The organism is Ottowia beijingensis (assembly GCF_013423955.1).
GTDB classification, from domain to species: Bacteria; Pseudomonadota; Gammaproteobacteria; order Burkholderiales; family Burkholderiaceae_C; genus Ottowia; species Ottowia beijingensis.
This window is the reverse complement of record NZ_JACCKX010000001.1, coordinates 2628506-2654746: the sequence shown is the minus strand read 5'-3', so window position 1 is coordinate 2654746 and position 26241 is coordinate 2628506. Positions and strand designations below refer to the sequence as shown.

Here is a 26241-nt window from a genome sequence, read left to right as displayed (position 1 = left end):
TTTGCTTGATCGACACAAGCCATGATCCGCCTCTCCGAACTCCGCCTGCCGCTGGCGCAGGCCGAAGCGCCTGAAAGCGCGCTGAGCGCCGCCGCGGCCGCCAAGCTCTCGATTCCTGAATCCGACATCGCCACGCTGACGGTGTTCAAGCGCAGCTTCGACGCGCGCAAGGCCGAACTGCTGGCGGTCTACATCGTCGATATCGAACTGGCCGACCCAGCCAGCGAAGCCGCGCTGCTGGCGCGCTTCGACAAGGACCCGCACGTGCAGCCCACGCCCGACATGGCGTGGCGCCCGCCCGTCACCGCGCCCGCTGACTGGAACGGCGAGCGCCCGGTGGTGGTCGGCTTTGGCCCCTGCGGCATCTTCGCCGCGCTGGTGCTGGCGCAGATCGGGCTCAAGCCCATCGTGCTGGAGCGCGGCAAGCCGGTGCGCGAGCGCACGCAGGACACCTGGGGGCTGTGGCGCAAGCGCGCGCTGAACCCCGAGAGCAACGTGCAGTTCGGCGAGGGCGGCGCGGGGTTGTTCAGCGACGGCAAGCTCTACAGCCAGGTGCGCGACCCGCGCCACCTGGGGCGCAAGGTGATGCAGGAGTTCGTCGACGCGGGCGCGCCGGAAGAAATCCTCTACGTCGCGCACCCCACGTCGGCACCTTCAAGCTGGTGAAGGTGGTGGAGAACCTGCGCGAGCAGATCGTGGCGCTCGGCGGCGAGATTCGCTTTCAGCGTCGGGTGGTCGATGTGCTATTGGATCAGGAGCTGCCGGCGCCCGCCATTCGGGCGCTGGCGGTCGAAAACCTCGAGACCGGCGACGTTGAGGAACTGCCCGCACGCCACGTGGTGCTGGCGCTGGGCCACAGCGCGCGCGACAGCTTCAGCATGCTGTACCGCCACGGCGTGGACATGGTGGCCAAGCCGTTCTCGATCGGCGTGCGCATCGAGCACCCGCAGGGCGTGATCGACCGCGCGCGCTGGGGCCAGCACGCCGGCCATCCGTTGCTGGGCGCGGCCGACTACAAGCTGGTGCACCACGCGCAGCATGGCGAGGGCGCGGGCCGCACCGTGTACAGCTTCTGCATGTGCCCCGGCGGCACCGTGGTGGCCGCCGCCAGCGAGCCGGGCGGCGTGGTGACCAACGGCATGAGCCAGTACAGCCGCAACGAGCGCAACGCCAACGCCGGCATGGTGGTGGGCATCGACCCGGCCGATTACCCACGCGACGCGGCGGCCTTCGTCGAGGCGCTGGGCGATTCGTTCGGTGTCGAAGCGCTGCCCGAAGGCCAGGTGCACCCGCTGGCAGGCATCGTGCTGCAGCGCCAGCTGGAGGTGGGGGCCTACCAGCTGGGTGGCGGCCGCTACGCCGCGCCGGCGCAGCGCGTGGGCGACTTTCTGGCGCAGCGGCCCAGCAGCGGGCCGGGCGAGGTGCTGCCTTCGTACAAGCCCGGCGTGCACTGGACCGACCTGCACGCCGCGCTGCCGCCGTTCGTGACCGCCGCCATGCGCGAGGCACTGCCCGCCTTCGGCCGCAAGATCAGGGGCTACGACATGCCGGACGCGGTGCTGACGGGCGTGGAAACACGCACCTCCAGCCCGCTCAACATCCGCCGTGGCGACGACCTGCAAAGCCTGAACGTGCGCGGCCTGTACCCGGCCGGCGAAGGCGCGGGCTATGCGGGCGGCATTCTGTCGGCGGGCATCGACGGCATCCGCGTGGGCGAGGCCGTGGCGCTGGCCGTGCTGGGCGCGGCGCAGGGCTGACGCTTTTCCTTTTCTTGTGGGAGCTGGCTGGCCCGCGATGGCAGCGCATCCGCCACGGCAAGCGCCGCATCGCGGGCAAGCCCGCTCCCACAGGGCATGAAAAAACCGCAGCCCCTTGCGGATGCTACGGTTTTTATAGCTGTTTGCTCTTATGCAGCAAGCGCCGGAGGCCGATTTGACACTCAATCAGCCCTGGTAGGCCTTCAGCGCCGCGATGCGCTCTTCCATCGGCGGGTGTGTGGAGAACAGCTTGCCGATGCTGCCGGCGATGCCCATGGCGGCCATGTTCTTGGGCATCTCCTGGCCTTGCGCGTGCATGCCGCCCAGGCGCGCCAGGGCGTTCATCATGGACTGCGGCTGGCCCATCAGCTGGGCGGCGCCGCGGTCGGCGCGGAACTCGCGCTGGCGCGAGAACCAGGCCACGATGATGCCGGCCAGCACGCCGAACAGGATGTCGAGCACGATCGTGGTGGCGTAGTAGCCGATGCCGGGGCCGCTGCTGTCACTGCCGCGGCGCAGAAAGCCGTCGACCAGCGAGCCGATCAGGCGGCTGGCGAACACCACGAAGGTGTTCATCACGCCCTGGATCAGCGCCATGGTCACCATGTCGCCGTTGGCCACGTGCGCCACCTCGTGGCCGATGACGGCCTCGACCTCCTCGCGCGTCATGCCGCGCAGCAGGCCGGTGGAGACGGCCACCAGGGCCGAGTTCTTGAACGCCCCGGTGGCGAAGGCATTGGGCTCGCCCTCGTAGATGCCGACCTCGGGCATGCCGATGCCGGACTTGTCGGCGAACTTGCGCACGGTGTCGACGATCCAGGCCTCGTCGGCATTGGCGGGCTGGTTGATGATCTTCACGCCCATGCTCATCTTGGCCATGGACTTGCTCATCAGCAGCGAGATGATGGCGCCGGAGAAGCCGACCACCAGCGAGAAGATCATCAGCTGCCCGGTGTTGGTGCCGGTGTAGCGCCCCACGCCCAGCAGGCTGGTGACGATGCCGACCACCACCATCACGGCGATGTTGGTCATGACGAACAACAGGATACGTTTCATCGATTCCCTCGGAAAGTTCTTGCAGGCACCCGGCGCGGCCGGGCCATGATTAAGTACGCGCGATTGGAGCATATTCAAGCGGCCGGGTTCCGTGGCTTTCCCCGCCGGGCGGCGCAGCCCTTGCAGCGGGCCCAACTGTCGGCTTCGTCCTACACTGGCCGCCTGACCACCGCCTGCCCGATCGATTCATGAACACCCTCGCCTGGCTCGACCGCCTGACGGCCATCGACACCGTCAGCCGCCACAGCAACCTTGGCCTGATCGAGACCGTGCGCGACGCGCTGAAGCGCCACGGGCTCGATCCGTGGCTGAACCTGAACGCCGAGGGCACCAAGGCCAACCTGTTCTGCACCCTGCCGGCGCAGGACGGCGCCACCCAGGGCGGCATCGCCCTGTCGGGCCACACCGACGTGGTGCCGGTGGACGGGCAGGACTGGGCCACCGACCCCTTCAAGCTGACCGAGCAGGACGGCAAGCTGTATGCGCGCGGCGCCTGCGACATGAAGGGTTTCATCGCCGCCAGCCTGGCGCTGGTGCCCGAGTTTCTGGCGCTGCCGCGCAGCCAGCCGCTGCATCTGGCGCTGTCGTACGACGAGGAAGTGTCGTGCCTCGGCGCGCCCTTCATGCTGGCCGAGCTGCAGCAGCGCGGCATCCGCATCGACGGCTGTGTGGTGGGCGAGCCGACGTCGATGAAGCCGGTGGTGGCGCACAAGGGCCTGAACGCCTACCGCTGCCGCGTGCACGGCAAGGCGGCGCATTCGTCGCTCACGCCGCGCGGCTGCAACGCCATCGAGCACGCGGCGCGGCTGATCTGCCATATCCGCGACCTGGCCGAGCTGTGGCGCGCCGAAGGGCCGTTCGACGCCTTCTACGACGTGCCCTACACCACCATCACCACCAACCAGATCTCGGGCGGCATCGCCATGAACACGATTGCCGATGCCTGCGAGTTCGTCTACGAATTCCGCAACCTGTCCGGCGTGCCGCCGCAGGACGTGCAGGCCCGCATCCAGCGCTACGTGCAGGACGAACTGCTGCCGCGCATGCAGCGCGAATTTCCCGAAGCACGCGTCGAGATCGACAAGTTGGCCGCCGCGCCGGGTCTGGAGGCCAGCGAACAGGCCGCCATCACGCAGCTTGTGCGCGCGCTGACACAGGACCGCGACGTGCGCAAGGTGGCCTATGGCACCGAGGCGGGACTGTTCCAGGGCGCGGGCATTCCCACCGTGGTGTGCGGGCCGGGCAACATCGAGCAGGCGCACAAGGCCGACGAGTTCGTCGAGATCGACCAGCTGCGGCAGTGCGAGCAGTTCCTGCGCCAGCTGGCGGCCACGCTGTGACGCACGCGCCGGCCGTGCAGCCCCACGCAGCGCTGATCGACGGCCTGTGCCGCGTGCTCGGGCCCGACACCGAGCGCATCGAAACCCACATCTCCTGGCTGCTGCTGTCGGGCGAGCACGCGTACAAGCTGAAGAAGCCGCTCACGCTCGACTTCCTCGACTTCGGCACGCTGGCGCAGCGCCGCACCGCCTGCGCCGAAGAGCTGCGCATCAACCGCCGCACCGCACCCGACATCTACCTGGGCGTGCTGCCCATCACCGGCACGCCCGCGGCGCCGCGCCTGGGCGGCGACGCGGCGCAGGCCATCGACTGGGCGGTGCACATGCGCCGCTTTCCGGCCGGTGCGCTGCTGGCCGAGCGCGCCGCCCGTGGCGAGCTGCAGCCAGCCCACATCGATGCGCTGGCGCGCGAGATCGCCGGCTTTCAGGCGCAGGCGGCCGTGGCGCCGGCCGACAGCCCGTACGGCGATGCCGGCGACCTGGCCCGACTGGCCGAGGACAATTTCAAGCCTCTTTTCGACCTCGAACCGCCGCCAGTCAAGCGCCAGCAGCTAGAACAATTGCAGCAATGGATGCAGGCCGAAAGCGCCCACCTGGCGCCGCTGATGGCCACCCGCCGCGCCGAAGGCCGGGTGCGCGAAGGCCATGGCGACCTGCACCTGGGCAACCTGCTGTGGCTGGAGGGCCGTGCGCGCCTGTTCGACGCCATCGAGTTCAACCCGCGCCTGCGCTGGATCGACGTGGCCTGCGACATCGCCTTCCTGTTCATGGACCTGCACGCCCATGGCCAGCCGGCGCTGGCCTGGCGTTTTCTGAACGCCTGGCTGGAGCGCACCGGCGACTACGGCGCCCTGCCCCGCCTGCCCTACGACGCCGTGTACCGCGCCCTGGTGCGCGCCAAAGTGGCCGCCCTGCGCGCCGGCCAGTGCGACGACGATACGCAACGCCAGCCAGCGCGGCAGGAGGCTGACCGCTACGTGCAACTGGCCGCCCAGCTGGCCGCACCGCGCCAGCCGTGGCTGGCGCTCACCATGGGCGTCAGCGGCTCGGGCAAGAGCAGCCAGACGCAGCCGCTGATCGAGCAGCGCGGCCTGGTGCGCGTGCGCGCCGACGTGGAGCGCAAGCGCCTGTTCGGTCTGGCGCCCGAGGCCAGCAGCGCCCATGTGCCCGGCGGCATCTACAGCGAGGCCACCAGCGACCGCGTGTTCGCCCGCCTGCTGCAGGTGACGCGCGATGCGCTGCAGGCCGGCCAGCCGGTGCTGGTCGACGCCACCTTCATCCGCCGGGAGCGGCGCGCACCCTTCATCGCGCTGGCCGAATCGCTGGGCGTGCCCTGGCGCATCCTGGCCTTCGATGCGCCCGAAGCCGTGCTGCGCGAACGCGTGCGCCAGCGCCACGCGGCGGGCACCGATGCATCCGAGGCCGATGTGGCGGTGCTGCAAGGCCAGCTTGCGCACCGCGATGCGCTGACCGATGAGGAAGCCAGCCACGCGCTGCGGATCGACACGCGCGCGCCGGTCGACTGGGCCGCCTGGTCGTCGGCCCTGCCGTCCTCGGAATGAACGTCAATAAAGCGACGGCTCGCCCGGCGGCCGCGTCTTGAAGCGCTTGTGCACCCAGTAGTACTGCTCGGGCATCTCGTCGATGTAGTCCTGCAGGTGCCGGTTCATCAGCGCCGCATCGGCCGTGGCGTCGGCCGTGGGGTAGTCGGGCCAGGCCGGGTGCACCTTCACTTCGTAACCGAAGTCGGTCAGCCGCGTGATGACCGGCACCACGCGCGCGTGGCCCAGCCTGGCAAAGCGCGACAGCGAGGGCACCGTTGCCGTCGGCACGCCGTAGAACGGCACGAACACCGATTCGTGCGGGCCCAGGTCCATGTCGGGCAGCAGGTACAGCATCTTGCCCTCGCGCAGCGCGCGCACGATGGGTTTGACGCCTTCGGTGCGCGACAGCAGCGTGGCATCGCCAAAGCGCTGGCGGCCGCGCTGCATCCATTCGTCCAGCGCGGCGTTGGGCTGGGTCGAATAAATGGTGCAGGCCGGCCGGTCGATCTGCTGCATCACGGCGCTGCCGCCCGCGTCCATGCCGTAGAAGTGCGGCGCGAACATCACCACCGCACCCTCGCGCGTCAGGTCGTCCACCGCGCCGGTGATGCGCAGGCGCTGGCGCACCACGGCCGGGTCGCCGTGCCACAGCCAGGATCGATCGAGGAACGCCTGCGTGAAATAAACGAAGTTGCGCCGCGCCAGGGCCACGCGCTCGGCCTCGGTCCAGTGCGGAAAGCACAGGCGCAGGTTGGTCAGCGCAATGCGCCGGCGCGGCCGCGCGGCCACGAACAGCAAGCGCCCCAGCGCGTTGCCGAGCGCACGCACCACCCCCAGCGGCAGGGCGCCAGCGCGCGCATGAACAGAATGCCGTGATGGGTCATGGGGTCAGGGCTCTCGGCGTCTTGTAGCGGCCGTAGCCCCACAGGTATTGATCGGGCCGCTGGCGGATCAGCCCCTCCATGGCGCGGTTGATCTGCGCCACGGCGGTGTCGAGATCGGCGCTGAGCGGCTCCGGAAACGGCAGGATGTGCACGCGAAAGCCCTGCGCGCGCGGCAACCGCTCGCCCCAGCCCAGCAGCGGCGTGGCGCCGGTCTGCTGGATCAGGCGCGCGGCCAGCGTCATGGTGTAGGCGGGGCGGTCGAAGAACGGCGACCACACGCCCAGCCCGTCGGGCGGCACCTGGTCGGGCAGCACGCCCACGGCGCGGCCGGCGCGCAGCGCCTTGATCATCTGGCGCACGCCGGCCAGCGTGGTGGGTGCCGTCCGAGCCCTTCGCGGCGGCGCGCCATGGCCACCACCTCGGCCAGCGCGGCCTGGCGCGCGGGGCGGTACAGCACGGTGACCGGTCCGTATTCGGCGTGGTGCCGCGCCGACGCGGCCTGGGGCACGATCTCGAAGCAGCCGAGGTGTGCCGTCATGAAGACGATGCCGCGGCGCGCGGCGTAGGCTTGGTCCAGATGCTCGGCGCCGCGCCACTCCACCGGTACCGGCGCGCCGAACCACAGGCGCGGCGTCTCCAGCGCCATGCGGCCGGCGTGGGCCACGCTGGCGCGCACCTCGTCAAAGCGGTAGCCGGCCCCGCGCGCGTGTTCGGTGATGCGGCGGCGGTAGGTGGGCGATGCCGCCCAGCTCAGCCAGCCCAGCGCCGCGCCCAGCGCATGCAGCAGCCCCAGCGGCCAGCGCGATGCAAAGCGGTACAGGGCAAGCATGACGGGTTGGTTAAAATGCGCGGGTCGCCGAGTTACGGAACTACTTGCAGGGCGACGTAAAAATGCTGCTAAAGCGTTCGCCAGTGCTCCCCAAGAAGTTTGGCAACGCGATTGTTCAAACCCAAGGAGTTTATTCAATGGAACTGGCGAACAGCTTTCTCTTCACCTCTGAATCCGTTTCCGAAGGCCACCCCGACAAGGTGGCGGACCAGATTTCCGACGCCATCCTCGACGCCATCCTGGCGCAGGACCCGCGCGCCCGCGTGGCCGCCGAGACGCTGACCAACACCGGCCTGGTGGTGCTGGCGGGCGAAATCAGCGCCAACGCCACGGTCGACTACATCCAGGTGGCGCGCGACACGCTGAAGAAGATCGGCTACGACAACACCGAGTACGGCATCGACTACAAGGGCTGCGCCGTCATGGTTTGCTACGACAAGCAGAGCAACGACATCGCCCAGGGCGTGGATCATGCGTCAGACGATCACCTGAACACCGGCGCCGGCGATCAGGGCCTGATGTTCGGCTACGCCTGCGACGAGACCGACACGCTGATGCCGGCGCCCATCTATTACGCGCACCGCCTGGTCGAGCGCCAGGCGCAGTTGCGCAAGAGCGGAAGCTGCCCTTCCTGCGCCCCGACGCCAAGAGCCAAGTGACGATGCGCTACGTCGACGGCAAGCCGCACAGCATCGACACCGTGGTGCTCTCCACCCAGCACAGCCCCGACCAAAGCGAGACGCAGACGAAGATGAAGGCCAGCTTCACCGAAGCCGTCATCGATGAAATCATCAAGCCCGTGCTGCCGAAGGAGTGGCTGCAGGACACCAAGTACCTGATCAACCCCACCGGCCGCTTCGTCGTCGGCGGCCCGCAGGGTGATTGCGGCCTGACGGGCCGCAAGATCATCGTCGACACCTACGGCGGCGCCTGCCCGCACGGCGGCGGCGCCTTCAGCGGCAAGGACCCGACCAAGGTGGACCGCAGCGCCGCCTACGCCGCGCGCTACGTGGCCAAGAACGTGGTCGCCGCCGGCCTGGCGCGCCAGTGCCAGATCCAGCTGGCCTACGCCATCGGCGTGGCCGAGCCGATGAACATCACCGTCTACACCGAAGGCACGGGCAAGCTTGCCGACGAGCAGATCGCCAAGCTGGTGCGCGAACACTTTGACCTGCGCCCTAAGGGCATCATCCAGATGCTGGATCTGCTGCGCCCCATCTACCAGAAGACCGCCGCCTACGGCCACTTCGGGCGTGACGAGCCGGAGTTCAGCTGGGAAAAGACCGACAAAGCTGCTGCACTGAAGGCGGCCGCCGGCGTGTAAGAACAGCCGGCTTCGCGCCACACCCGCCCCTGCTGGGAAGCACGGGCGGGTTATTTTTGATAGCTGCTTGCGCCGGATACATCAGGGTTTCAGATAAAAAATGGCTTGAAATAACCGTATGACGTTCGCAAGCAGCTATGGTTTTTCGAGCAGGGTGGCCCTCACCCCCACCCTCTCCCAGAGGGAGAGGGAGCAAGAAGGCAGCCGCTCGAAGCAGCGACCTGACGAAACCAAGGCCGAGCGCAGCGATGGCCCGTGCGGACTTCCCATCCCCTCTGGCCGTGCCGAGAAGCGCAGGGCGTGGGGCGGGCATGGGCTGCGCAGCAAGCCCATGCTTCGTGCTCTGACTTGCTGCGGATGTTTGAGCGGCGTGAGCGCAGCGAACAAAGCGAGTTCCGCAGCGCCGCTCCATGCCCGAGCATCGCAGGTTGCCCCGAAGCGAAGCGCAGGGGACACGGCCAGCGGGGTCGCTTTTCTTTGGTTACTTTCTTTTGGCGAGACAAAAGAAAGTGACTGCGCCGCCGGGCGCACATCCCGGCCAGCAGCGCATCCAACCCCACACCGTCAAACCGCAAACACACTCCGCGCCCCCAGATACCGCGGCGCGAAGTAGCGGTTGTCGAGCTGTCCCGCCGCACCGTCCCCCCGTCGACGGCGCGTGCACGAACTGATCGCCCCCACATAAATCCCCATGTGCGAGAACGGCGTGCCCGTGGTGTTGAAGAACACCAGATCGCCCCGCTGCAGCGCCGATTCGCTCACCGGCATGGTGGCGGCCGCCCACTGCGCCGTGCTGCGCGGCAGGCGCGCCGCACCGGCCGCCACCTGGCCGTACACGTAATGCACCAGCCCGCTGCAGTCGAACCCGCCCTCCGGCGTGTTGCCGCCATAGCGGTAGGGCGTGTTCACCAGCAGCATGGCCTGCGCCACGCTGGCCTCGCGCCCAGCGGGATGGAGCGCCAGCGGCGTCTGCGACGGTGGCACCGGCTGTGAGGGCGCGCGGCGCGCCACGCTGCCGCCGGGCGCCACCCGACCACGCGCTGCCGGTGCCGGCCGCTTGCTGGCACAACCGGCCAGCAACGCGCCCACGGCCAGGGCGGCCAGCAGATGGCGGCGTGGGGCGGATGTGTCGGGCGACGAAGTCATGCTCATTTCAGGCCTCTCGTGCTTGCCGGATAAGCGCCGAAAGCTATTTTATGTATAGCATCCGCAGATTGCCAAGCCTTTTGCCGAAAGCCCCGCCATGCCCCTGCCCTCGCACCCCCTTGCCACCACTGCGCTGTTCGTGCTCACGGCGGTGATGGAAATCCTGGGCTGCTACCTGCCCTATCTGTGGCTGCGCGGCAAAGCGGGTGCCTGGGTGCTGTTGCCGGCGGCGCTGGCGCTGGCGGCCTTCGTGGCGCTGCTGGCGCTGCACCCCACGGCCTCGGGACGGGTGTATGCGGCGTACGGCGGGGTGTACGTGGCCACGGCGATCGTCTGGCTGTGGCTGGTGGATGGGGTGCGGCCGACGCCGTGGGATTTGACGGGCAGCGCGGTGGCACTGGCCGGCATGCTGATCATCGTGTGGGGCTGGCGGCAGCAGGGTTGATTTTCAAGCCATTTCGGGCTACAGCGCTTGTGTGGCAAGCGCAGGCAGCTATCGTAGCGATAGCATCCATGGCTGACCGACGCGGCGCCGCCATCGCGGGCAAGCCCGCTCCCACAAGGTTGCGGTCGTCACGCCGCCTGGGCCAGCGCCGCCCAATCCGCCGGACGCAACTCCCCCAGCACGCTGAAGCCGCGCTCGGCCTTCGTGTCGGGCCGCACCAGCACGGCGCCACCTTCGGGCAGGAACACGCCCGTGGTCTGCTGGATGTTGGAGCTGTGCCCCACCACGACACGGTTTCGCTCCGCAACCACGGCGCGGCGCAGCAGCGCCAGCGAATGGTCGATGCGCTGCTGGCGCCCGCTGTCCTGCGACAGCAGGCCCAGCAGTTGCCGGTCGTCCTGCACGCGGCCGAAGGCGATCTGCGCGAAGTCGTGGCAGCGCGCGAAGGGGCTGGCCAGCACCTCGTCGACGCCAAGCCGGTGGCGCTGAAACACCTGCCCCACGGTGCGGGCCTGCGTCTCGCCCTCGGCCGAGAGCAGGCGCTGGCGGCTGCGCGGCCAGTCGATGCGGTCCACCCCGCCCTGGTTGGTGGCGCCGTGGCGGAAATACACCACCAGCCCGCCCGCCTGCAGCGCCTTCAGCAAGGCAGGTGCATCGGCCGCGGGCGCCTGCGCCCAGACAGGCACCGCGGCACTGGCCAGGGCAGCACCCAGCAGGGCGCGGCGGTTCAGGTCGATGCGGGCGTCGTGGTTCATTTCAAGCCTTTCAGGGCTGCAGCGCCCAACAGATGGGCGAAGGCAGCTATCAAATTCGCTTCACCATCAAGAAGCCTGAGACCCTGTTGTGGGAGCGGGCTTGCCCGCGATGAGGCGATTCGTCGCCACCAACGCCTGATCGCGGGCAGCCCGCTCCCACACAGTGGATGCGGTCCGCGCTCGCATCGTTTCACGCCGGTGCGGCTTGCGGCGCCAACGCATCCGCGCGCGCCAGCGACACCGCCTCGGCCGCGCGCCAGGCGTCGTAGCCGCCGCGCAGCGGACGCACCTGGGCAAAGCCCATGCGCCGCAGCGCGTGCGCGGCACGGATGGCAGTGGCGTCCTCGGGGCAGGCACACAGGGTGACGATGGCGGCATCGCGCGGCCAGCCCCGCGCGTGGCGCGCCAGCCCGCGCAACTGCATCGCCCGCGCGGGCGCGATGGGGCCATCGGCCGCGATCAGCGCCGGGCTGCGGAAGTCCAGCAGCCGCGGCGGCGCAGCGCCGGCCAGTGCGGCGCGCAGATCGCCAATGTCGATGTGCGGCATGGCCGCCATCTGCCTGAAGCGGTGGCGCCGCCAGGCCTTGGCGCCCAGCCACAGCGCCAGCGCGGCGCCCAACCCCAGCAGCGCCAGCGGCCCGTGCGTGCGCATCCAGGCCAGCGCCTGGCCCACCTCGCCGCGCAGCAGCCAGCCGGTGAGCAGGCCCGCGCCGGCCCACAGCGCGGCGCCCGAGGCGGCCGCCAGCGTGAAGCGTGCCACCGGCATGCGCGACAGCCCCGCCACCGGCGCCGCCACGGCCGAAAAGCCGGGCACGAACTTGGCCACCAGCAGCGCCGGCGCGCCCCAGCGGCCAAAGCGCTGCTCGGTCTGCGTGACGCAGCTGCCGGGGTTCAGCGACAGCCGGCACAGCAGCGCCAGCACCTTGTAGCCGTAGCGCCGGCCCAGCCAGTACCAGAAGCGGTCGGCCACCATGGCCGCGCCCACCGCCGCCACCAGGGCCAGCGCCAGCTGCGGCCAGCCCGCCGCCAGGCTGCCCACCACCAGCAGCGTGGGCCACACCGGCACCGGCAGGCCGAGCTGCTGCAGCAGCACGTTGCCGAATACCAGCCAGGGGGCGTATTGCATGATGGAAGCGACGAGTGGCTCGGGCGTCATGACCGGCTCAGCTTGCCCAGGGCACCGGCGGCGCCTCCAGGCGCGGGCCGTCGAAGCCATGCACCTCGCCAAAGCGCGCGCTGCCGGCCTGCCAGTCGCGCTGCGCCTGGGTGATGTAAGGCTTGCCGTGGCCGACGAAATTCCACCAGATGGTGATGTCCTCGTCGAACGGCTCGCCGCCGATGAGGATGGCGCGCGTGCCGGGGGCCAGCTCCAGCGCCAGCTCGGTGCCGCGCGGCGGCAGGTAGAGCAGTTCGTCGGCCGCCAGCGCCTGGCCCTGCGCGGTGGCGGGGCCGGTGAGCGGCATCAGGCCGTATTCGAAGGCCGGATCGAGCGGCAGCGTGAGCCGCGCGCCCTCGGCGGCGAACACGTCGGCGCCCATCAGCGGCGTGTGCACCAGCGCGGGCGAGCGGCGGCCCTGCCATGCACCGGCCAGCAGCACGAGCTCGGCACCGCCCTCCTGCCAGCGGGGCAGATCGGGGTAATGATCGAACCGCGGCGCCATGTCGGCCACCCGCGCGGGCAGCGCGATCCACAGCTGCGCGGTGTGCATGCGCGTCTGGCCGGGGGCCGATTCCTCGGTGTGCGCGATGCCGTGGCCGGCCGTCATCAGGTTAACCTGGCCGGGGCGGATGAGTTGCTCGTTGCCCAGGCTGTCGCGGTGCAGCACCTCGCCTTCCAGCATCCAGGTGAAGGTCTGCAGGCCGGTGTGCGGGTGCGGGCCGACGCGCATGCCCGCGCCGTCGGCAAACGTGGCCGGCCCGGCGTGGTCGAGAAAGCACCAGGCGCCGATGGTGCGCTTGAGGCGCGACGGCAGCGTGCGCGCCACGGCGACGCCGCCGCCGATCTCGGCGGTGCGGGCGGGAATGCGGGTGAAGTCGGTCATTGGTCAGGCCCGTGGATGGTGTTCGCGCGACGGCCGCATCGTGGCACAGCCGCGTTCAGCCCGCCGCCTTGGGCCCTCAAGCGCGCGCGGCCATCGTGGCCTTGGCCCACCAGGCCACCTGGTCCAGCATCTCGGTCGTGCTGCCTTCGATGTGGCCGGCGATGCTCTCCATCGGCTCGCCCTTCATGACGACGGAGAAGAAGTCGCCGCCGGCGATGTGCGTGGCCGTGCGCACCGGCACCATGTGCAGCTCCACGGCGATCAGGCGCGCGTGCTCGATGGCGCGCGCCGCGCCCACGCCACCGTAGCCGAAGAAGCCGATGGGCTTGTGCTTCCACTCCACGTAGGCCTGGTCGAAGGCGTTCTTCAGCGCGCCGGTGAGCGAGTGGTTGTATTCGGCGGTGACGACCACATAGCCGTCGAACTCGGCGATCTTCTGCTGCCAGGCGATGGCGCGCGGGTCTTCGCTCGGCGCCCACAGGTTGGAGGCCTTTTCGTTGAACAGGGGCAGATCGAACGTCTTCAGATCGACCAGTTCGAAGTCCATGTCGCTGCGCTGGCAGGCGAAGCCCATCAGCCAGTCGGCGGCGCGGGCGCCGAAGCGGGCGTCGCGCGTGCTGCTGATGATGACGGCGATTTTCGGTTGGTGGTTCATGTCGTGGTTCCTTTCTTGTTGGGTTTGAAGTGGCTGGCTGAAAGCTTGGGGCACGGCCCCGCCCAGGCGTGGACGAAGCCGTCCGCGCCTGGGCCGCGATGGCCGCAGGCAGGCTCAGTTCAGGCCTTGGCCGAAGCGGCCGCTGTTGAAATCGTTGACGGCATCGACGATCTGCTGCTGGCTGTTCATCACGAACGGCCCGTAGCCGACCACCGGCTCGTCGATCGGCTCGCCGGCCAGCAGCAGCAGCTTGGCGTCGCTCTCGGCCTGCACGGTGACGCCCTCGCCCGCGGTCGAGAGCGTGACCACGGCCGGGCCGGTGACGGGCTCGGCGCCGTTGACCGACGCGCTGCCGGAGGCGACGACGACCAGCGTCGTCCAGCCCTCGGGTTGAGGCAACTCGGCCGTGCGGCCGGCGGCCAGCGCCACGTCCAGCATGTGGATCGGGGTGAAGGTGCGGGCGGGGCCCTTGGCCTCGCCCCAGGCACCGGCGATCACACGCACGCTGCCGGCGTCATCCGGCAGGCTGACCGTCGGGATCTGCGCCGCCGTGATGGGCTGGTAGCCCGCGGGTGTCATCTTGTGCGCAGCGGGCAGGTTGACCCACAGCTGCGCCATCTCCAGCGTGCCGCCGCTTTTCGCAAAGCCGGGCGAGTGGAATTCCTCGTGGATGATGCCGCCGCCGGCGGTCATCCACTGCACGTCGCCAGGGCCGATGGTGCCGCCGCCGCCCGCGTTGTCGCGGTGCGCCAGTTCGCCCGAATAAACCACGGTGACGGTCTCGAAGCCGCGGTGCGGTGCTGGCCCACGCCCAGCTGCTTGGTCGTCGGGCCGAAGTCGTAGGGCGCGCCGTAGTCCAGCATCAGGAACGGGCTGCGCTCGGCCACGCCGGGGCCGTTGTAGCCGAACAGGTTGTGCACCGGCAGCCCGTCGCCGACCCAGTGGCGACCGGGGCGCTGCGGATGTCGAGAACGCGCTTGGGGGTGGTTGGCGTGGCGGTGGTCATGGTGAGTCTCGCTTTCGTTTCAGATGGGGCGCCGGCGGGGCTGTCGGCGCATGATTGAATAGTATGGACAGATCAATATGGATTAAAGAGGCGTCAATTCACCATATCGTTCCACTCGTGGAACAATGAGTCCGTGCCAAGTCACTGGATGGGACGCTTCTTCGGACGACAAGGTCGAGACTGGCCGAGACAACGACTTCACCGCAGAGGCGCAGAGAACGCAGAGTTGACGCAGAGAAAGCCCAAGAAAAGCTCTGCGAACCTCTGCGTTCTCTGCGTCTCTGCGGTGAAGGTTTTTCGGTGCCGTGTCACACCCGCTATCGAAATCAAGGCAACTCCCCATGGACGACCTGAACGACCTGGCCTACTTCGCCCACGTGGCCGAGCACGGCGGCTTTGCCGCCGCCGAGCGCGCCACCGGCATTCCCAAGAGCAAGCTCAGCCGGCGCATCGCCGCGCTGGAGGCAACGCTGGGCGTGCGCCTGATCCAGCGCACCACGCGGCGCTTCGCCCTCACCGACATCGGCCAGCGCACGCTGCAGCACGCGCGCGCCATGCTGGCCGAGGCCGCCAGCGTGCATGCGCTGGCCGGCGAGCAGACCGCCGCCCCGCGCGGCACGGTGCGCCTGTCGTGCCCGCCGGCGCTGCTGCAGCTCGGCGTGGGTGACATGCTGGCGCGCTTTCTCAACGCCTGGCCGCTGGTCAGCGTGCAGCTGCAGGCCACCAACCGCAACGTCGACGTCTGGCAGGACGGCGTGGACCTGGCGCTGCGCGTGCGCGCCCCGGCGCCGCGCTGCCGCAGGACGAGGTGGTCAGGCCCCTGGCGCTGAGCCCGCACGTGCTGGTGGCCGCACCCGCGCTGCTGACCAGCGCCGCGCCGCCGGCCACCCCGGCCGACCTGGCGCAGTTGCCCACGCTGGACCTGGGCAATTCACCCGACGAAGGCCGCTGGCGGCTGAGCGGCCCCGGCGGCGCGCAGGCCGAGGTGCCGCTGGCGCCGCGCCTGGTGGCCGACGACATGGGCGCGCTGCTGTGCGCCGCGCTGGCCGGCGTGGGCTGCGCCGCCCTGCCGCGCCTGCTGGCGCACGAGCCGCTGGCGCGCGGTGCACTGCAGGAGGTGCTGCCCGGCTGGGCGCCGCCGCCGGGCCTGGTGCAGGCCGCCTTCGCCAGCCGCCAGGGCATGCGGCCGGCGGTGCGGCAGTTGCTGGACGCGCTGGCGGCGGGGTTCGATGCGCTGGTGCGCGAGGGGCGCTGCCTGCGGGTCACTGCGGCGTGAGGCGGTCAAGGCATCTGTAGGAGCGGGCTTGCCCGCGATGGGGATCAGGATGATGGCAACGCCCATCGCGGCCAAGGGCGCTCCTACAAAGATAGCTACTGGCGCTTATCCAACAAGCGCTAGAGGCCGATTTGGCTTGAAATCCACTCAAGCGCTGACCAGGATCGCCGGCGCCTCGCCCTGCCGCTCGGCGCTGAAGCGCGCGCTGGCCCCGCCGCCGGTCACCGTGCCTTCGATGCGCGCGCCGTCGACCCGGCCGCTGAACTGGCGCACCACGCCATCGGTGTCGGTGAAGGCCCAGCGCACGCGCTCGCCGGCCACGCGCGCGTCGCGCAGCGAGGTCTCGGCCGCGCCCAGGTGCACCGTGCCCTCGGGGAACTGGAACACCTGCCGCGCCACCGTCATCTGCACGTTGACCGTCTGCCCGTCGCGCGGATAGCTCAGGCGCCAGTGCCCGCCCACGTTGGCCGGCACCAGCCACAGGTAGGCCGTGGCGCCGCCGGCGCGCGAATGCTCGTCGGGCTGCCAGGTGCCCATGCCGAAGGCGTGCGTCACCAGCCGCGTGCCGGGCTTCAGCCGCAGCAGCGTGGGGCGCAGCTTCAGGTTCAGCTCGGTCAGCAGATACAGGGTGATGACGCTGGCGGCCGACAGGTCGGCCTCGAAGATGTCGCCCTGCACGATGCGCGCGCGATCGGCCACGCCGGCGGCCCGGGCTCGGCGCTGGGCGTGCGCCACCAGTTCGGGGTTGAACTCGATGCCCAGCGCGCGGGCGCCGAACTGCCGTGCGGCCGCGATGACGATCTTGCCGTCGCCCGCGCCGAGGTCGATCACGTGGTCGTGCCGCGTCACGCCGGCCATCTGCAGCATGCGCGTGACCAGCGCGTCGGGCGTGGGCACCCACACCACGTCCTTGCCGGCCTGAAAGGGTTCGGGCTGGTAGGTGCCGAAGCCGGGGCTGCGCTGCGCCCAGACGGGCACGGTGCCCAGCACGGCCGCGCCCGCGGCGGCGCGCAGCCACTGGCGGCGCGGCAGCGCCTGGCTGATGGTGTGAAGTCTGTTCATCTGGGCACTTCGTCGATCATCACCCCGGTTCGCTGCCGCCAGCGGGTGCAGGAGTTTGCGGACAGGGCAGCCAAACCGTGAAACCAGCGGCCGCGGCGCAGGCCCTGCGCGGGCGCCGCGGCCGGACCTTTGCCCGCCGCTGGCGCCGGCCCCTTGCGAAAAGCAGAAGGGAGCCGCGCGCGGCTCAGGCGCTCAATCCGCGGTCTCGATGGCCGGGCCGTCGCCCTTGCGCGTGGCGGTGAAGCGCTCGCTCTTCTTGCCGTCGTGCACCTGACCCTCGATCTTGCCGCCGTTGACCTTGCCCTCGAAGGTGCGCAGCACGCCGTCGGTGCCGGTGAAGGCGAAGCGCACGCGCTCGCCCATCACGCGGGCGTCGCGCAGCGAGGTGTCGGCGGCGCCCAGCTGCACCGTGCCTTCGGGGAACTGGTAGCGCTGGCGCTCGACGCTCATGGCCAGGTTCTGCTGGCGGCCGCTCTGCGAGTAGTTCAGCTGCCACTGGCCGCTGACGTTGGCCGGCACCAGCCACAGGTAGGCGTTGGCGCCGCCGGCGCGCGAGGTCTCATCCGGCTGCCAGCCGCCCATGGTGAAGGCGTGCGTGACCAGGCGCGTGCCGGGTTTGAGCTTCATCAACGTGGGCCGCAGCTTCAGGTTCAGCGTGGGCAGCAGGTACATGGTGATGACGTCGGCCTTGGAGAAGTCGGACTCGAAGATGTCGGCCTTCTCGAAGCGGGCGCGGTCGGACACGCCGGCGGCCTGCGCGCGGCGGGTGGCGTGGGCCACCATGTCGGGGTTGTATTCGATGCCGTGGCCGCGCGCGCCGAACTCCTTGGCGGCGGCGATGACGATCTTGCCGTCGCCGGCGCCGAGGTCGATCACGTAGTCGTTCTTGGTCACGCCGCCCAGCTGCAGCATGCGCGTGACCAGCTCGTCGGGCGTCGGCACCCAGATCACGTCCTTGCCGGCCTGGCCGCTCTGCGGCTGGTAGGTCTCGGGGTTCTCCTTCTGCGCCCAGGCGGGCGCGGCCGTCCACAGCGCAGTGGCCAGGGCGGCGCTGCCGAGGCCAGCAGGCGGCGGCGGGCGGGGTGGGTGGCGGACGGGGCGGACGAAGCAAGGGTTCGCGTCATGAACAGTGACTCCTGGTGGTGGAAGGAATGCGGGCTGCCCGACCACCACGCGTGCGCCACGGCCGGACCCTCTTTGATATTACAGGGCGTGGCGCGGGGCCGCCGTGACAGCCTGCATCACGCGCCGGCGCCGTGCGGCGCCATGGCGGCCAGCACGCCGTCGCAGGCGTCCTCGACCAGGTCGAGCACGGCCTCGAAGCCGGCGGCGCCGCCGTAGTACGGGTCGGGCACCTCGCTGGCGCGGTGGCGGGTGCAGAAGTCGGTCAGGCGCCGCAGCTTGTGGCGCTGGCCGGGCGGGCACAGGGCGCGGGCAGCGTGCTGGTTGGCGTCGTCCATCACCAGCACCAGGTCGAAGTCGTCGAAATCCTGCGCCTTGAGCTGGCGGGCGCGCTGCGCGCTCAGGTCGTAGCCGCGGCGCGCGGCGTGCTGCTGGGCGCGCTCGTCGGGCGGGCGGCCGACGTGGTAGTCGTGCGTGCCGGCCGAATCGACGACGATGCGGTCGCCCAGCCCGGCATCGGCCACGCGCTGCGTCAACACGCCGTGCGCGGTGGGGCTGCGGCAGATGTTGCCCATGCAGACCATGAGCACGCGCACGGGCGCGCCAGGGGCCGGGCGGGGCCGTTCGGCAGAGGGCGGGCGGGGCATGGGCGATCCTCCAGAAACGCACGCGGCGCCAAATCAGGCGATAACGGTTTGGCGCCGTGTTTGAGTATCAAAAATAGCTTCTTGCGCCCGTTGTGCAAGCGCCAGAAGCCTATTGGAGCATGAAAAATTCTGCACGCCCCCGGCTGTTCAGCAAGCCAGGCGGTGCGCGGTACGGGCCGCCACGCTGGCGCCCTGCGCCTCAGAACGGGCGCTTGGGGCCACCCGGCCCACCCGGCCCGCCGAAGCCCGGCGGCAGCGGCGGCATGCCGCCGCCCAGCAGACCGCCCAGCCCACCCTTGCCGCCGCCCATCCTGCGCATCATCTTGGCCAGTGCGCCGCCCTTGAACTGCTTCATCATCCCCTGCATCTGCTCGAATTCCTTCAGCAGGCGGTTGACTTCCTGCACCTGCACGCCGGCGCCGGCGGCGATGCGGCGCTTGCGCGTGGCCTTGAGCAGCTCGGGCTTGCGGCGCTCCAGCGGGGTCATGCTGTTGATGATGCCTTCCTTGCGGCGGATGTCCTTCTCGGCGCGCGCCAGGTCGGCGTCGCTGGCCTTGCCGGCCATCTGCGTGGGCAGCTTCTCCATCAGGCTGCCCAGGCCGCCCATCTGCTTCATCTGCTGCAGCTGGCCCAAAATCCTGCAGATCGAAGCCGCCGCTCTTGACCTTGTCGGCCAGCTTCTTCGCCGCCTCGATGTCCACATTGGCCGTCACCTGCTCGACCAGCGCCACCACGTCGCCCATGCCGAGGATGCGGCCGGCGTGGCGCTCGGCGTCGAACACCTCCAGGCCGTCGATCTTCTCGCTGACGCCGGCGAACTTGATCGGCGCGCCCGTGACCTGCCGCACCGACAGCGCCGCGCCACCGCGCGAGTCGCCGTCCATCTTGGTCAGCACGATGCCGGTGAGCGGCAGCGCCTCCTTGAACGCCCTGGCTGTGTTGGCCGCGTCCTGGCCCTGCATGGCGTCGACCACGAACAGCGTCTCGACCGGGTTCAGCACGGCGTGCAGGGCCTTGATCTCGGCCATCAGCGCCTCGTCGATGGCCAGGCGGCCGGCGGTGTCGAAGATCAGCACGTCGTAGAAGTGCTTTTGGCGTGGTCGAGCGCGGCGCGGGCGATGTCGAGCGGTTTCTGATCGGGCGTGGAGGGGAACCAGTCGGCCCCGGCCTGCGCGGTGACGGTCTTGAGCTGCTCGATGGCCGCCGGGCGGTAGACGTCGCCTGAGACGGTCAGCACCTTCTTCTTGCGCTTCTGGATCAGATGGCGCGCCAGCTTGGCGGTGGTGGTGGTCTTGCCTGAACCCTGCAGGCCCGACATCAGGATCACGGCGGGCGGCTGCGCCGACAGGTTGAGGTCGCTCACGCCCTCGCCCATGGTGGCCGCCAGCTCGCGGTTGACGATGCCCACCAGCGCCTGGCCGGGCTTGAGGCTGCCCAGCACCTCCTGGCCCATGGCCTTGTCCTTGACGCGGGCGATGAAGTCGCGCACCACGGGCAGCGCCACGTCGGCCTCGAGCAAGGCCATGCGCACCTCGCGCAGCATGTCCTGCACGTTGGCTTCGGTGATGCGGGCCTGGCCGCTGATCTTCTTGACCAGGCCGGAGAGTTTGTCGGTGAGCGTGGAGGCCATGGGGTTATCCAGCGCGGAAGCCGCGCAACGCAGGGAACAGAAGGCCGCGGAGCAGGCCATGCGAGGCTGCCGCGCAACGGGCTTGGCCCGGCCGCCGGCAGCGCCCCTCAGGGGAAGGCGCGTCAGCGCCTCAGGGGGAGACAATCCTTCCGGGGGTAAACTTTCCACCATGATTCTAGCCAGCACCTCCCCTGTCGGCTTGCTGCTCGGCACCGCGGCGGCGCTGGCTTACGCCGTGCCCGCGGTGGCGGCACGCGCCGTGGGCGGCGTCACGGCGCGGCGGGTGCTGCTGCTGGCCTGGGTGCTGCACGGGCTGCTGCTGGGCTGGACGCTGCTGGGCCAGCACCCGCGCTTCGGCTTCGCGCCGGCGCTGTCGATCACGGTGTGGCTGGTGCTGACGGCCTACGTGGTCGAAAGCCAGCTGTACCCGCAGCTGCGCGCGCGCTGGGCGCTGGCCGGTTTCGGCACGTTGGCGATTGCGCTGGCCATGCTGTTTCCGGGCGCGCGCCTGCCCGAGACCTCGTCGCCGCTGCTGCCACTGCACTGGGCGCTGGGCATCTCGGCCTACGGCCTGTTCGCCGCCGCCGTGGCGCACGGCTGGCTGATGACCCGCGCCGAGGCGCAGATGCGCCACGCCACGCGGGTGGTCGAGGGCGTGCCGCTGCTGACGCTGGAGCGGCTGATGTTCCGCTTCGTCAGCGCCGGCTTCGTGCTGCTGACGCTGACCATGCTGGCCGGCATGTTCTTCGGCGAGCAGTTGTACGGCAGCGCCTACACCGGCTGGCGCTGGGACCACAAGCGCGTGTTCACGCTGCTGTCGTGGATCGCCTTCGCCACGCTGCTGGTCGGCCGCTCGCAGTTCGGCTGGCGCGGCCGGCGCGCGGTGCGCGTGCTGTACATCGGCGCCGCGCTGCTGCTGCTGGGCTATGCGGGCTCGCGCTTCGTGCTGGAAGTGATGCTGGGGCGCGGCGCGTGATGAAACTGCTGGTGCTGCTGCTGGTGATCCTGGCGGCCGTGTGGCTGTGGCAACGCGGACGGCGCGTGCCGCCGCCCGGCCGGCGCGCCGAACGCAAGGCCCTGCCCATGGTGCGCTGCCACCACTGCGGCGTGCACCTGCCGGGCAGCGACGCGGTCAACGGCCGCGACGGCGCTTATTGCTCGGTCGCCCACCGCCGCGAATCCGAGGGCGCCTGATGCCGCCCCGGGCGCCGCGCGCGAGCAGCACACCTGGTTCGGCCCGTCGCACCCGCCGGCGGCCGCCACGCCCGCCGCGGCCGAGCTGGAGCCCTCCACCGGCTTCACCCGGCTGTGGACGGCGTTCATGTCGGCGCGGGTGCTGGTCGCGCTGGCGCTGCTGGGCCTGCACATCGGCCTGCACCTGCTGGGCCGCCCGGTCACGGTCTGGGTGCTGGGCTGCTGCACGGCGTTCGTGGTGGTCACCGCGGCGGCGCGGCTGGCGCTGCGGCCGCGCGGGCCGGGCCGCGCGTTCGATGCGCAGTGGCTGCCCACGGTGGGGCTCGATCTGCTGTTCTTCGCCACCCTGCAGTGGCAGGGCAACCTGGGCATCAACTACACGCCGCTGCTGGCGCTGCCGGTGGTGATGGCGGCCATCCTGGGCTCGCGCGCGCTGGCCCTGGGCACGGCGGCGCTGACGGCGTTGATGCTGCTCGGCTACGCCGCCTGGACCGTGAGCGCCAGCGCCTGGGCCAACACCGCCGACATGGCGCAGGCCGGCCTGACGGGCGCCGGCCTGCTGATGCTCGCACTGTTGACCAACCAGCTGGCCAGCCGGCTGGTGCGCGAGGAAGCGGTGGCGCGCCGCAGCCGCATCGAGGCGCAGGTGCAGTCGCTGGTCAACAACATGGTGATCGAGGCCCTGCCCGATGGCGTGCTGGTGGTGGATTCGACCCACCTGGTGCGCGCCGCCAACCCGGCCGCGCGGCTGATGCTGGGCTCGGACCAGGAGGTGACGCCGCACCTGTTCAGCCTGCACGACAACCCGGCCTGGCTGCAGCTGATGCACATCGCCCAGCTGACCTTCGCCGACACCCCGGTGGACGCGGCGGAAGTGATCCTGCACCACGAAGACCGCATGCCCAGCCGGCTGCAGGTGCGCACGCAGCGCACGCCGCCCATCGGCGACAGCGGCGTGAGCCTGTGCGTGATGTTCCTGCAGGACCTGCGCGAGATGGAGGCGCGCCTGCGCACCGAAAAGCTGGCCTCGATGGGGCGCATGTCGGCCGCCGTGGCGCACGAGATCCGCAACCCGCTGGCCGCCATCAGCCAGGCCAATGCGCTGCTCGAGGAAGACCTCGAATCGCCCCTGCAGCGCCGCCTGACCGACATGGTGCGGCAGAACGCCGAGCGCCTGCAGCACATCGTCGAGGACGTGCTGAACGTGGCGCGCGTGCAGGGCCCGGGCGATGCGCTGGAAACCCATGCGCTGGCGCTGGACGAGGAAGCCGACACCTTCTGCGGCGAATGGGCGCAGCAGCATGCGGCGGGTGCGCGCCTGCGCGTGGACCTGAACGCGCCCGAGGTGCAGGTGCAGTTCGCGCGCGACCACCTGCGCCGCATCCTGGTCAACCTGCTGGACAACGCCGCCCGCTATGCCTCTGCGCACGAAGGCGCCATCCAGGTCGCCACCCACGCCGTGCGCCACGGCCCGGTGATGCTGATGGTGTGGAGCGACGGGGCCGCCATGGAGCCCGCGGTGCGCCGCCACCTGTTCGAGCCCTTCTTCTCGTCCGAGAGCCGCTCCAGCGGGCTGGGGCTGTTCATCTGCCGCGAGCTGTGCGAGCGGCACGGCGCCACCATCGCCTACGAGCGCACGGCGCGCGAGCAGGCAGGGCAGGTCGTGGAAGGCAACGAGTTCTTCGTCAGCTTTCGGCGCGCACACAGCGGGCATTCGACATTCAACCTGGAGGACACTGCGCTCCCATGAACGCTTCAGCGAATGCACCCGGCGCCGCGCGCGTGCTGGTGGTGGACGACGAACCCGATCTGCGAACCCTGTACGAACTGACGCTGCTGCGCGAGGGCTACCAGGTGGCCTCGGCCGGCACGCTGGCCGAGGCGCGTGCGCAGCTGGCCCAGCAGCGCTTCGACGTCGTCATCACCGACATGCGTCTGCCCGACGGCCTGGGGCTGGAGCTGCTGCGCGAGGTGGCGCAGGCCCAGCGCCCCGAGCGCTGCATCATGATCACCGCCTACGGCTCGGCCGAGAACGCCGTCGAGGCGCTGAAGTGCGGCGCCTTCGACTACCTCACCAAGCCGGTCGATCTGAAGCAGTTTCGCGGCGTGGTCAGCTCGGCGCTGCAATCGCCGGCCGCGCCGCTGCAGGCCGCGCCCGCCGCCGCACCCGCGCACCCGGCCGCAGCGGCGGCCGCGCCTGTGCCCGCACGGGCGCCGGACCAGCCCACCGCGCTCTCCGCCGATGGTCAGGGTGCGCTGGGCCGCATGATCGGCGAATCCGCCGCCATGCGCTCGGTCAAGCAGCGCATCCGCAAGGTCGCGCCCAGCATGGCGCCGGTGCTCATCCACGGCGAATCGGGCACCGGCAAGGAGCTGGTGGCCAACGCCATCCATGGCTGCAGCCACCGCAGCGACGGGCCGTTCGTGCCGGTCAACTGCGGCGCCATCCCCGAGAACCTGCTCGAAGCCGAGTTCTTCGGCGCGCGCAAGGGCTCGTACACCGGCGCCACGCAGGACCGCGAGGGCTTCTTCCAGGCCGCGCGCGGCGGCACGCTGTTTCTCGACGAGATCGGCGACCTGCCGCTGGCCATGCAGGCCAAGCTGCTGCGCGCCATCCAGGAGCGGCGCGTGCGCGCGCTGGGCGACACGCAGGAAGAGCCGGTGGACGTGCGCATCGTCAGCGCCACCCACAAGGACCTGGCGGCCGAGGTGCAGGCCGGGCGCTTCCGGCAGGACTTGTTCTACCGCCTGAACGTGATCGAGATCGTGGTGCCGCCGCTGCGCGAGCGCCGCGACGACCTGCCCGCGCTGTGCCAGGCGCTGCTGACGCGCATCGCCACCGAGGCCGGCATCCCCGTGCCCACGCTGTCGCCCCGCCTGCTGGACGAGCTGCGCAGCGCACCGCTGGAAGGCAACGTGCGCGAACTGGAGAACCTGCTGCACCGCGCCGTGGCGCTGGGCGAGGCCGGTGATTCCGGCTGGGGCCTGATGGGCGACGATCTGATGCCGGCCACCGCGCCGCCCACCGCCGCGGCGCCCCCGCTGTTGCACGATGATGCGCCCACGGCGCCCGCCGCGATTCCGGCACCGGCGGCGGCCCTCGCCGCGAACGAGCTGCCCGCGGACCTGGGCGCCTGGCTCGATGCGCAGGAGCGCCTGATCCTGGTGCGCGCACTCGACGAAACCGGCTTCAACCGCACCGCCGCGGCCGCGCGGCTGGGCCTGAACCTGCGCCAGATGCGCTACCGCATGGCGCGCCTGGGCATCAGCGCCCCTCCAACGGCGAGGCCGATGACGACGGCGCCTGAGCCGCGCCGACCGCTCTGGCAGCACGGCTGGTACCGCCACGCCCGCGCCCTGCCGTCGCCCAACTTCGGCCCGCGCCCCGCCAACACGGCGATCGACCTGATCGTGGTGCATTCCATCAGCCTGCCGCCTGGCGAATTCGGCGGCGACCACGTGCAGGCCCTGTTCACCAACACGCTGGATTGGGACGCCCACCCCTACTTCCAGACCATTCGCGGGCTCGAGGTGTCGGCGCACTTCTTCATCCGCCGCGACGGCGCGCTGTGGCAGTTCGTCAGCGTGGACGACCGCGCCTGGCACGCCGGCGCCTCGTGCTTCGGCGGGCGCGACAACTGCAACGACTATTCGGTCGGCATCGAACTCGAAGGCCTGGAAGGCGGCCGGTTCGAGCCGGCGCAATACGCCGCCCTGGCGCCGCTGTGCCGGGCCCTGGCGGCGCGCCACCCCATTGCCGCCATCGCCGGCCACGAGCACATCGCCCCCGGCCGCAAGCACGACCCCGGCCCCGGCTTCAACTGGCCGCGCCTGCGCCGCGCCCTGCGCTGGCCCGCGCACCGCTTTCCGCCCGGCGTGGCCTGATCCCGTTGCGCGCTGCAAACGGCAGCGCTTGACGGATGACGCCATGACTTCGCCGCTGCGCGGCGTCGATGACGGAATGACGAAATGACGAAATGGCACCGGTGATGCGCGGCACGCCCCGCCCTTGGCTGGCGTCATGGCGGCGCAGCCGCCGTCATCGAAGGGCAGCGAGGTCATTTCGTCATCGCCCGCGCGCGAGCAGCTGTCTTTGGGAGCGCGAAACAGTACCCGCCCCTCAAAAGCCACGATGGCCGAAAGACAGGGGGACCTCCCGAATTTTTTTACCATCGAAAACGCCTTCAGCGCCCGTTCATCGGGCGCAAGCAGCTCTTTTTGCAACCGCCAAACCCCGCCAAACGGCTATCGCCTGATTTTGCCGCCGCAGCGCCCAAACATGCCACGTGTGCCCAGCATTCACGCGGCTTGCGGCGGCAAATCGCCGCACAGCCCGCTGCCCGCCGTGGTTTGCGCCGCACGTGCCCGCACGCACGCGCGCTGGGCGCCGGTGCGGGCGCGCGCCGGCCCGACGGGCGCGGCCGCGCACGGCGGCCACAATCACCCAAAACACTACAGGTAGTGGCTTGAACCAGAGCCGAACACTAGATATAGTGCCTCGGGTCGCGGCGCCGCTCGTCCAAGAAT

18 protein-coding genes and 6 pseudogenes are annotated in these 26241 nt (G+C 70.4%); 11 read left to right on the top strand and 13 right to left on the bottom strand.

All coding sequences use genetic code 11. The annotated features are described in order from the left end of the window. Window positions 1–21 precede the first annotated feature (21 nt). Window positions 22–1757 (top strand): annotated as a pseudogene (locus H0I39_RS13340) (NAD(P)/FAD-dependent oxidoreductase). Between the two features lie 186 nt (window positions 1758–1943). Here H0I39_RS13340 and htpX read toward each other — a convergent pair. Beyond that, the gene (htpX, locus tag H0I39_RS13335; protein WP_180550826.1) at window positions 1944–2813 is read right to left on the bottom strand and encodes a protease HtpX; all 870 of its coding nucleotides are present in this window, start codon (window positions 2811–2813) and stop codon (window positions 1944–1946) included. Window positions 2814–3001: 188 nt separating this feature from the next. On the opposite strand from htpX, the gene argE reads away from it, so the two are divergent. Together argE and H0I39_RS13325 are read left to right on the top strand one after the other, a co-directional pair. Next, window positions 3002–4153: an acetylornithine deacetylase gene (gene argE, locus H0I39_RS13330; RefSeq protein ID WP_180550825.1), complete on the top strand. Its 1152-nt coding sequence runs from the start codon at window positions 3002–3004 to the stop codon at window positions 4151–4153. Window positions 4154–4167: 14 nt separating this feature from the next. Continuing rightward, complete coding sequence (locus H0I39_RS13325) at window positions 4168–5715, top strand: bifunctional aminoglycoside phosphotransferase/ATP-binding protein (protein ID WP_180550824.1); 1548 nt, start codon at window positions 4168–4170, stop codon at window positions 5713–5715. A gap of 3 nt (window positions 5716–5718) precedes the next feature. Here the strand turns inward: H0I39_RS13325 and H0I39_RS13320 are convergent, their stop codons facing one another. Further along, a complete protein-coding gene (locus tag H0I39_RS13320) occupies window positions 5719–6528 on the bottom strand; it encodes a lysophospholipid acyltransferase family protein (protein ID WP_308645850.1) in 810 nt (269 codons plus the stop codon). 49 nt (window positions 6529–6577) lie between these two features. Next, window positions 6578–7410 (bottom strand): annotated as a pseudogene (locus H0I39_RS13315) (lysophospholipid acyltransferase family protein). 62 nt (window positions 7411–7472) lie between these two features. Between H0I39_RS13315 and metK the strand changes: the two are divergent. Further along, window positions 7473–8734 (top strand): annotated as a pseudogene (gene metK / locus H0I39_RS13310) (methionine adenosyltransferase). A 564-nt stretch (window positions 8735–9298) separates the two neighbouring features. Here metK and H0I39_RS13305 read toward each other — a convergent pair. Continuing rightward, window positions 9299–9886 (bottom strand): C40 family peptidase, encoded by a 588-nt coding sequence (locus H0I39_RS13305; protein WP_180550823.1) that lies wholly within the window; start codon window positions 9884–9886, stop codon window positions 9299–9301. A gap of 91 nt (window positions 9887–9977) precedes the next feature. Here H0I39_RS13305 and H0I39_RS13300 point away from each other — a divergent pair, with 91 nt between their 5' ends. Beyond that, window positions 9978–10325 carry a YnfA family protein gene (locus tag H0I39_RS13300; protein ID WP_180550822.1) on the top strand — a complete coding sequence of 116 codons (348 nt, stop codon included), beginning with the start codon at window positions 9978–9980 and terminating at the stop codon, window positions 10323–10325. A 128-nt stretch (window positions 10326–10453) separates the two neighbouring features. On the opposite strand, the gene H0I39_RS13295 is transcribed toward H0I39_RS13300, so the two are convergent. The 5 genes and pseudogenes from H0I39_RS13295 to H0I39_RS13275 form a co-directional block, all read right to left on the bottom strand. Beyond that, entirely contained in the window at window positions 10454–11080 is a 627-nt protein-coding gene (locus H0I39_RS13295) for a histidine phosphatase family protein (protein ID WP_180550821.1), read from the bottom strand. Window positions 11081–11270: 190 nt separating this feature from the next. Beyond that, a complete protein-coding gene (locus tag H0I39_RS13290) occupies window positions 11271–12236 on the bottom strand; it encodes a VTT domain-containing protein (RefSeq protein ID WP_180550820.1) in 966 nt (321 codons plus the stop codon). 7 nt (window positions 12237–12243) lie between these two features. Then, a complete protein-coding gene (locus H0I39_RS13285) occupies window positions 12244–13122 on the bottom strand; it encodes a pirin family protein (RefSeq protein ID WP_180550819.1) in 879 nt (292 codons plus the stop codon). A gap of 76 nt (window positions 13123–13198) precedes the next feature. After that, window positions 13199–13777: an NADPH-dependent FMN reductase gene (locus H0I39_RS13280; RefSeq protein WP_180550818.1), complete on the bottom strand. Its 579-nt coding sequence runs from the start codon at window positions 13775–13777 to the stop codon at window positions 13199–13201. A 114-nt stretch (window positions 13778–13891) separates the two neighbouring features. Beyond that, window positions 13892–14783: pseudogene (locus tag H0I39_RS13275) on the bottom strand (pirin family protein). 341 nt (window positions 14784–15124) lie between these two features. Between H0I39_RS13275 and H0I39_RS13270 the strand changes: the two are divergent. Beyond that, window positions 15125–16059, top strand: a pseudogene (locus tag H0I39_RS13270) (LysR substrate-binding domain-containing protein). Between the two features lie 147 nt (window positions 16060–16206). On the opposite strand, the gene H0I39_RS13265 reads toward H0I39_RS13270, so the two are convergent. The 4 genes and pseudogenes from H0I39_RS13265 to ffh all read right to left on the bottom strand — a co-directional run bounded on the left by H0I39_RS13265 (window position 16207) and on the right by ffh (window position 20520). Further along, entirely contained in the window at window positions 16207–17121 is a 915-nt protein-coding gene (locus tag H0I39_RS13265; protein WP_180550817.1) for a class I SAM-dependent methyltransferase, read from the bottom strand. Between the two features lie 192 nt (window positions 17122–17313). Then, on the bottom strand, window positions 17314–18291 hold the full coding sequence (locus tag H0I39_RS13260; protein ID WP_180550816.1) for an SAM-dependent methyltransferase: 978 nt from the start codon (window positions 18289–18291) through the stop codon (window positions 17314–17316). A 71-nt stretch (window positions 18292–18362) separates the two neighbouring features. Beyond that, a complete protein-coding gene (locus H0I39_RS13255; protein ID WP_444547272.1) occupies window positions 18363–18890 on the bottom strand; it encodes a low molecular weight protein-tyrosine-phosphatase in 528 nt (175 codons plus the stop codon). Window positions 18891–19089: 199 nt separating this feature from the next. Further along, window positions 19090–20520: pseudogene (ffh, locus tag H0I39_RS13250) on the bottom strand (signal recognition particle protein). 169 nt (window positions 20521–20689) lie between these two features. Between ffh and H0I39_RS13245 the strand changes: the two are divergent. The 5 genes from H0I39_RS13245 (at window position 20690) to H0I39_RS13225 (ending at window position 26176) form a co-directional block, all read left to right on the top strand. Beyond that, entirely contained in the window at window positions 20690–21496 is an 807-nt protein-coding gene (locus tag H0I39_RS13245; protein WP_180550815.1) for a cytochrome C assembly family protein, read from the top strand. After that, entirely contained in the window at window positions 21496–21714 is a 219-nt protein-coding gene (locus H0I39_RS13240) for a PP0621 family protein (RefSeq protein ID WP_180550814.1), read from the top strand. The genes H0I39_RS13245 and H0I39_RS13240 overlap by 1 nt, the downstream gene beginning before the upstream one ends. Window positions 21715–21841: 127 nt before the next feature. After that, a complete protein-coding gene (locus H0I39_RS13235) occupies window positions 21842–23464 on the top strand; it encodes a two-component system sensor histidine kinase NtrB (protein WP_180550813.1) in 1623 nt (540 codons plus the stop codon). Continuing rightward, window positions 23461–25599: a 1,6-anhydro-N-acetylmuramyl-L-alanine amidase AmpD gene (gene ampD / locus H0I39_RS13230; RefSeq protein WP_180550812.1), complete on the top strand. Its 2139-nt coding sequence runs from the start codon at window positions 23461–23463 to the stop codon at window positions 25597–25599. The genes H0I39_RS13235 and ampD overlap by 4 nt, the downstream gene beginning before the upstream one ends. Window positions 25600–25723: 124 nt before the next feature. Further along, window positions 25724–26176: a hypothetical protein gene (locus H0I39_RS13225; protein WP_180550811.1), complete on the top strand. Its 453-nt coding sequence runs from the start codon at window positions 25724–25726 to the stop codon at window positions 26174–26176. Window positions 26177–26241: the final 65 nt, after the last annotated feature.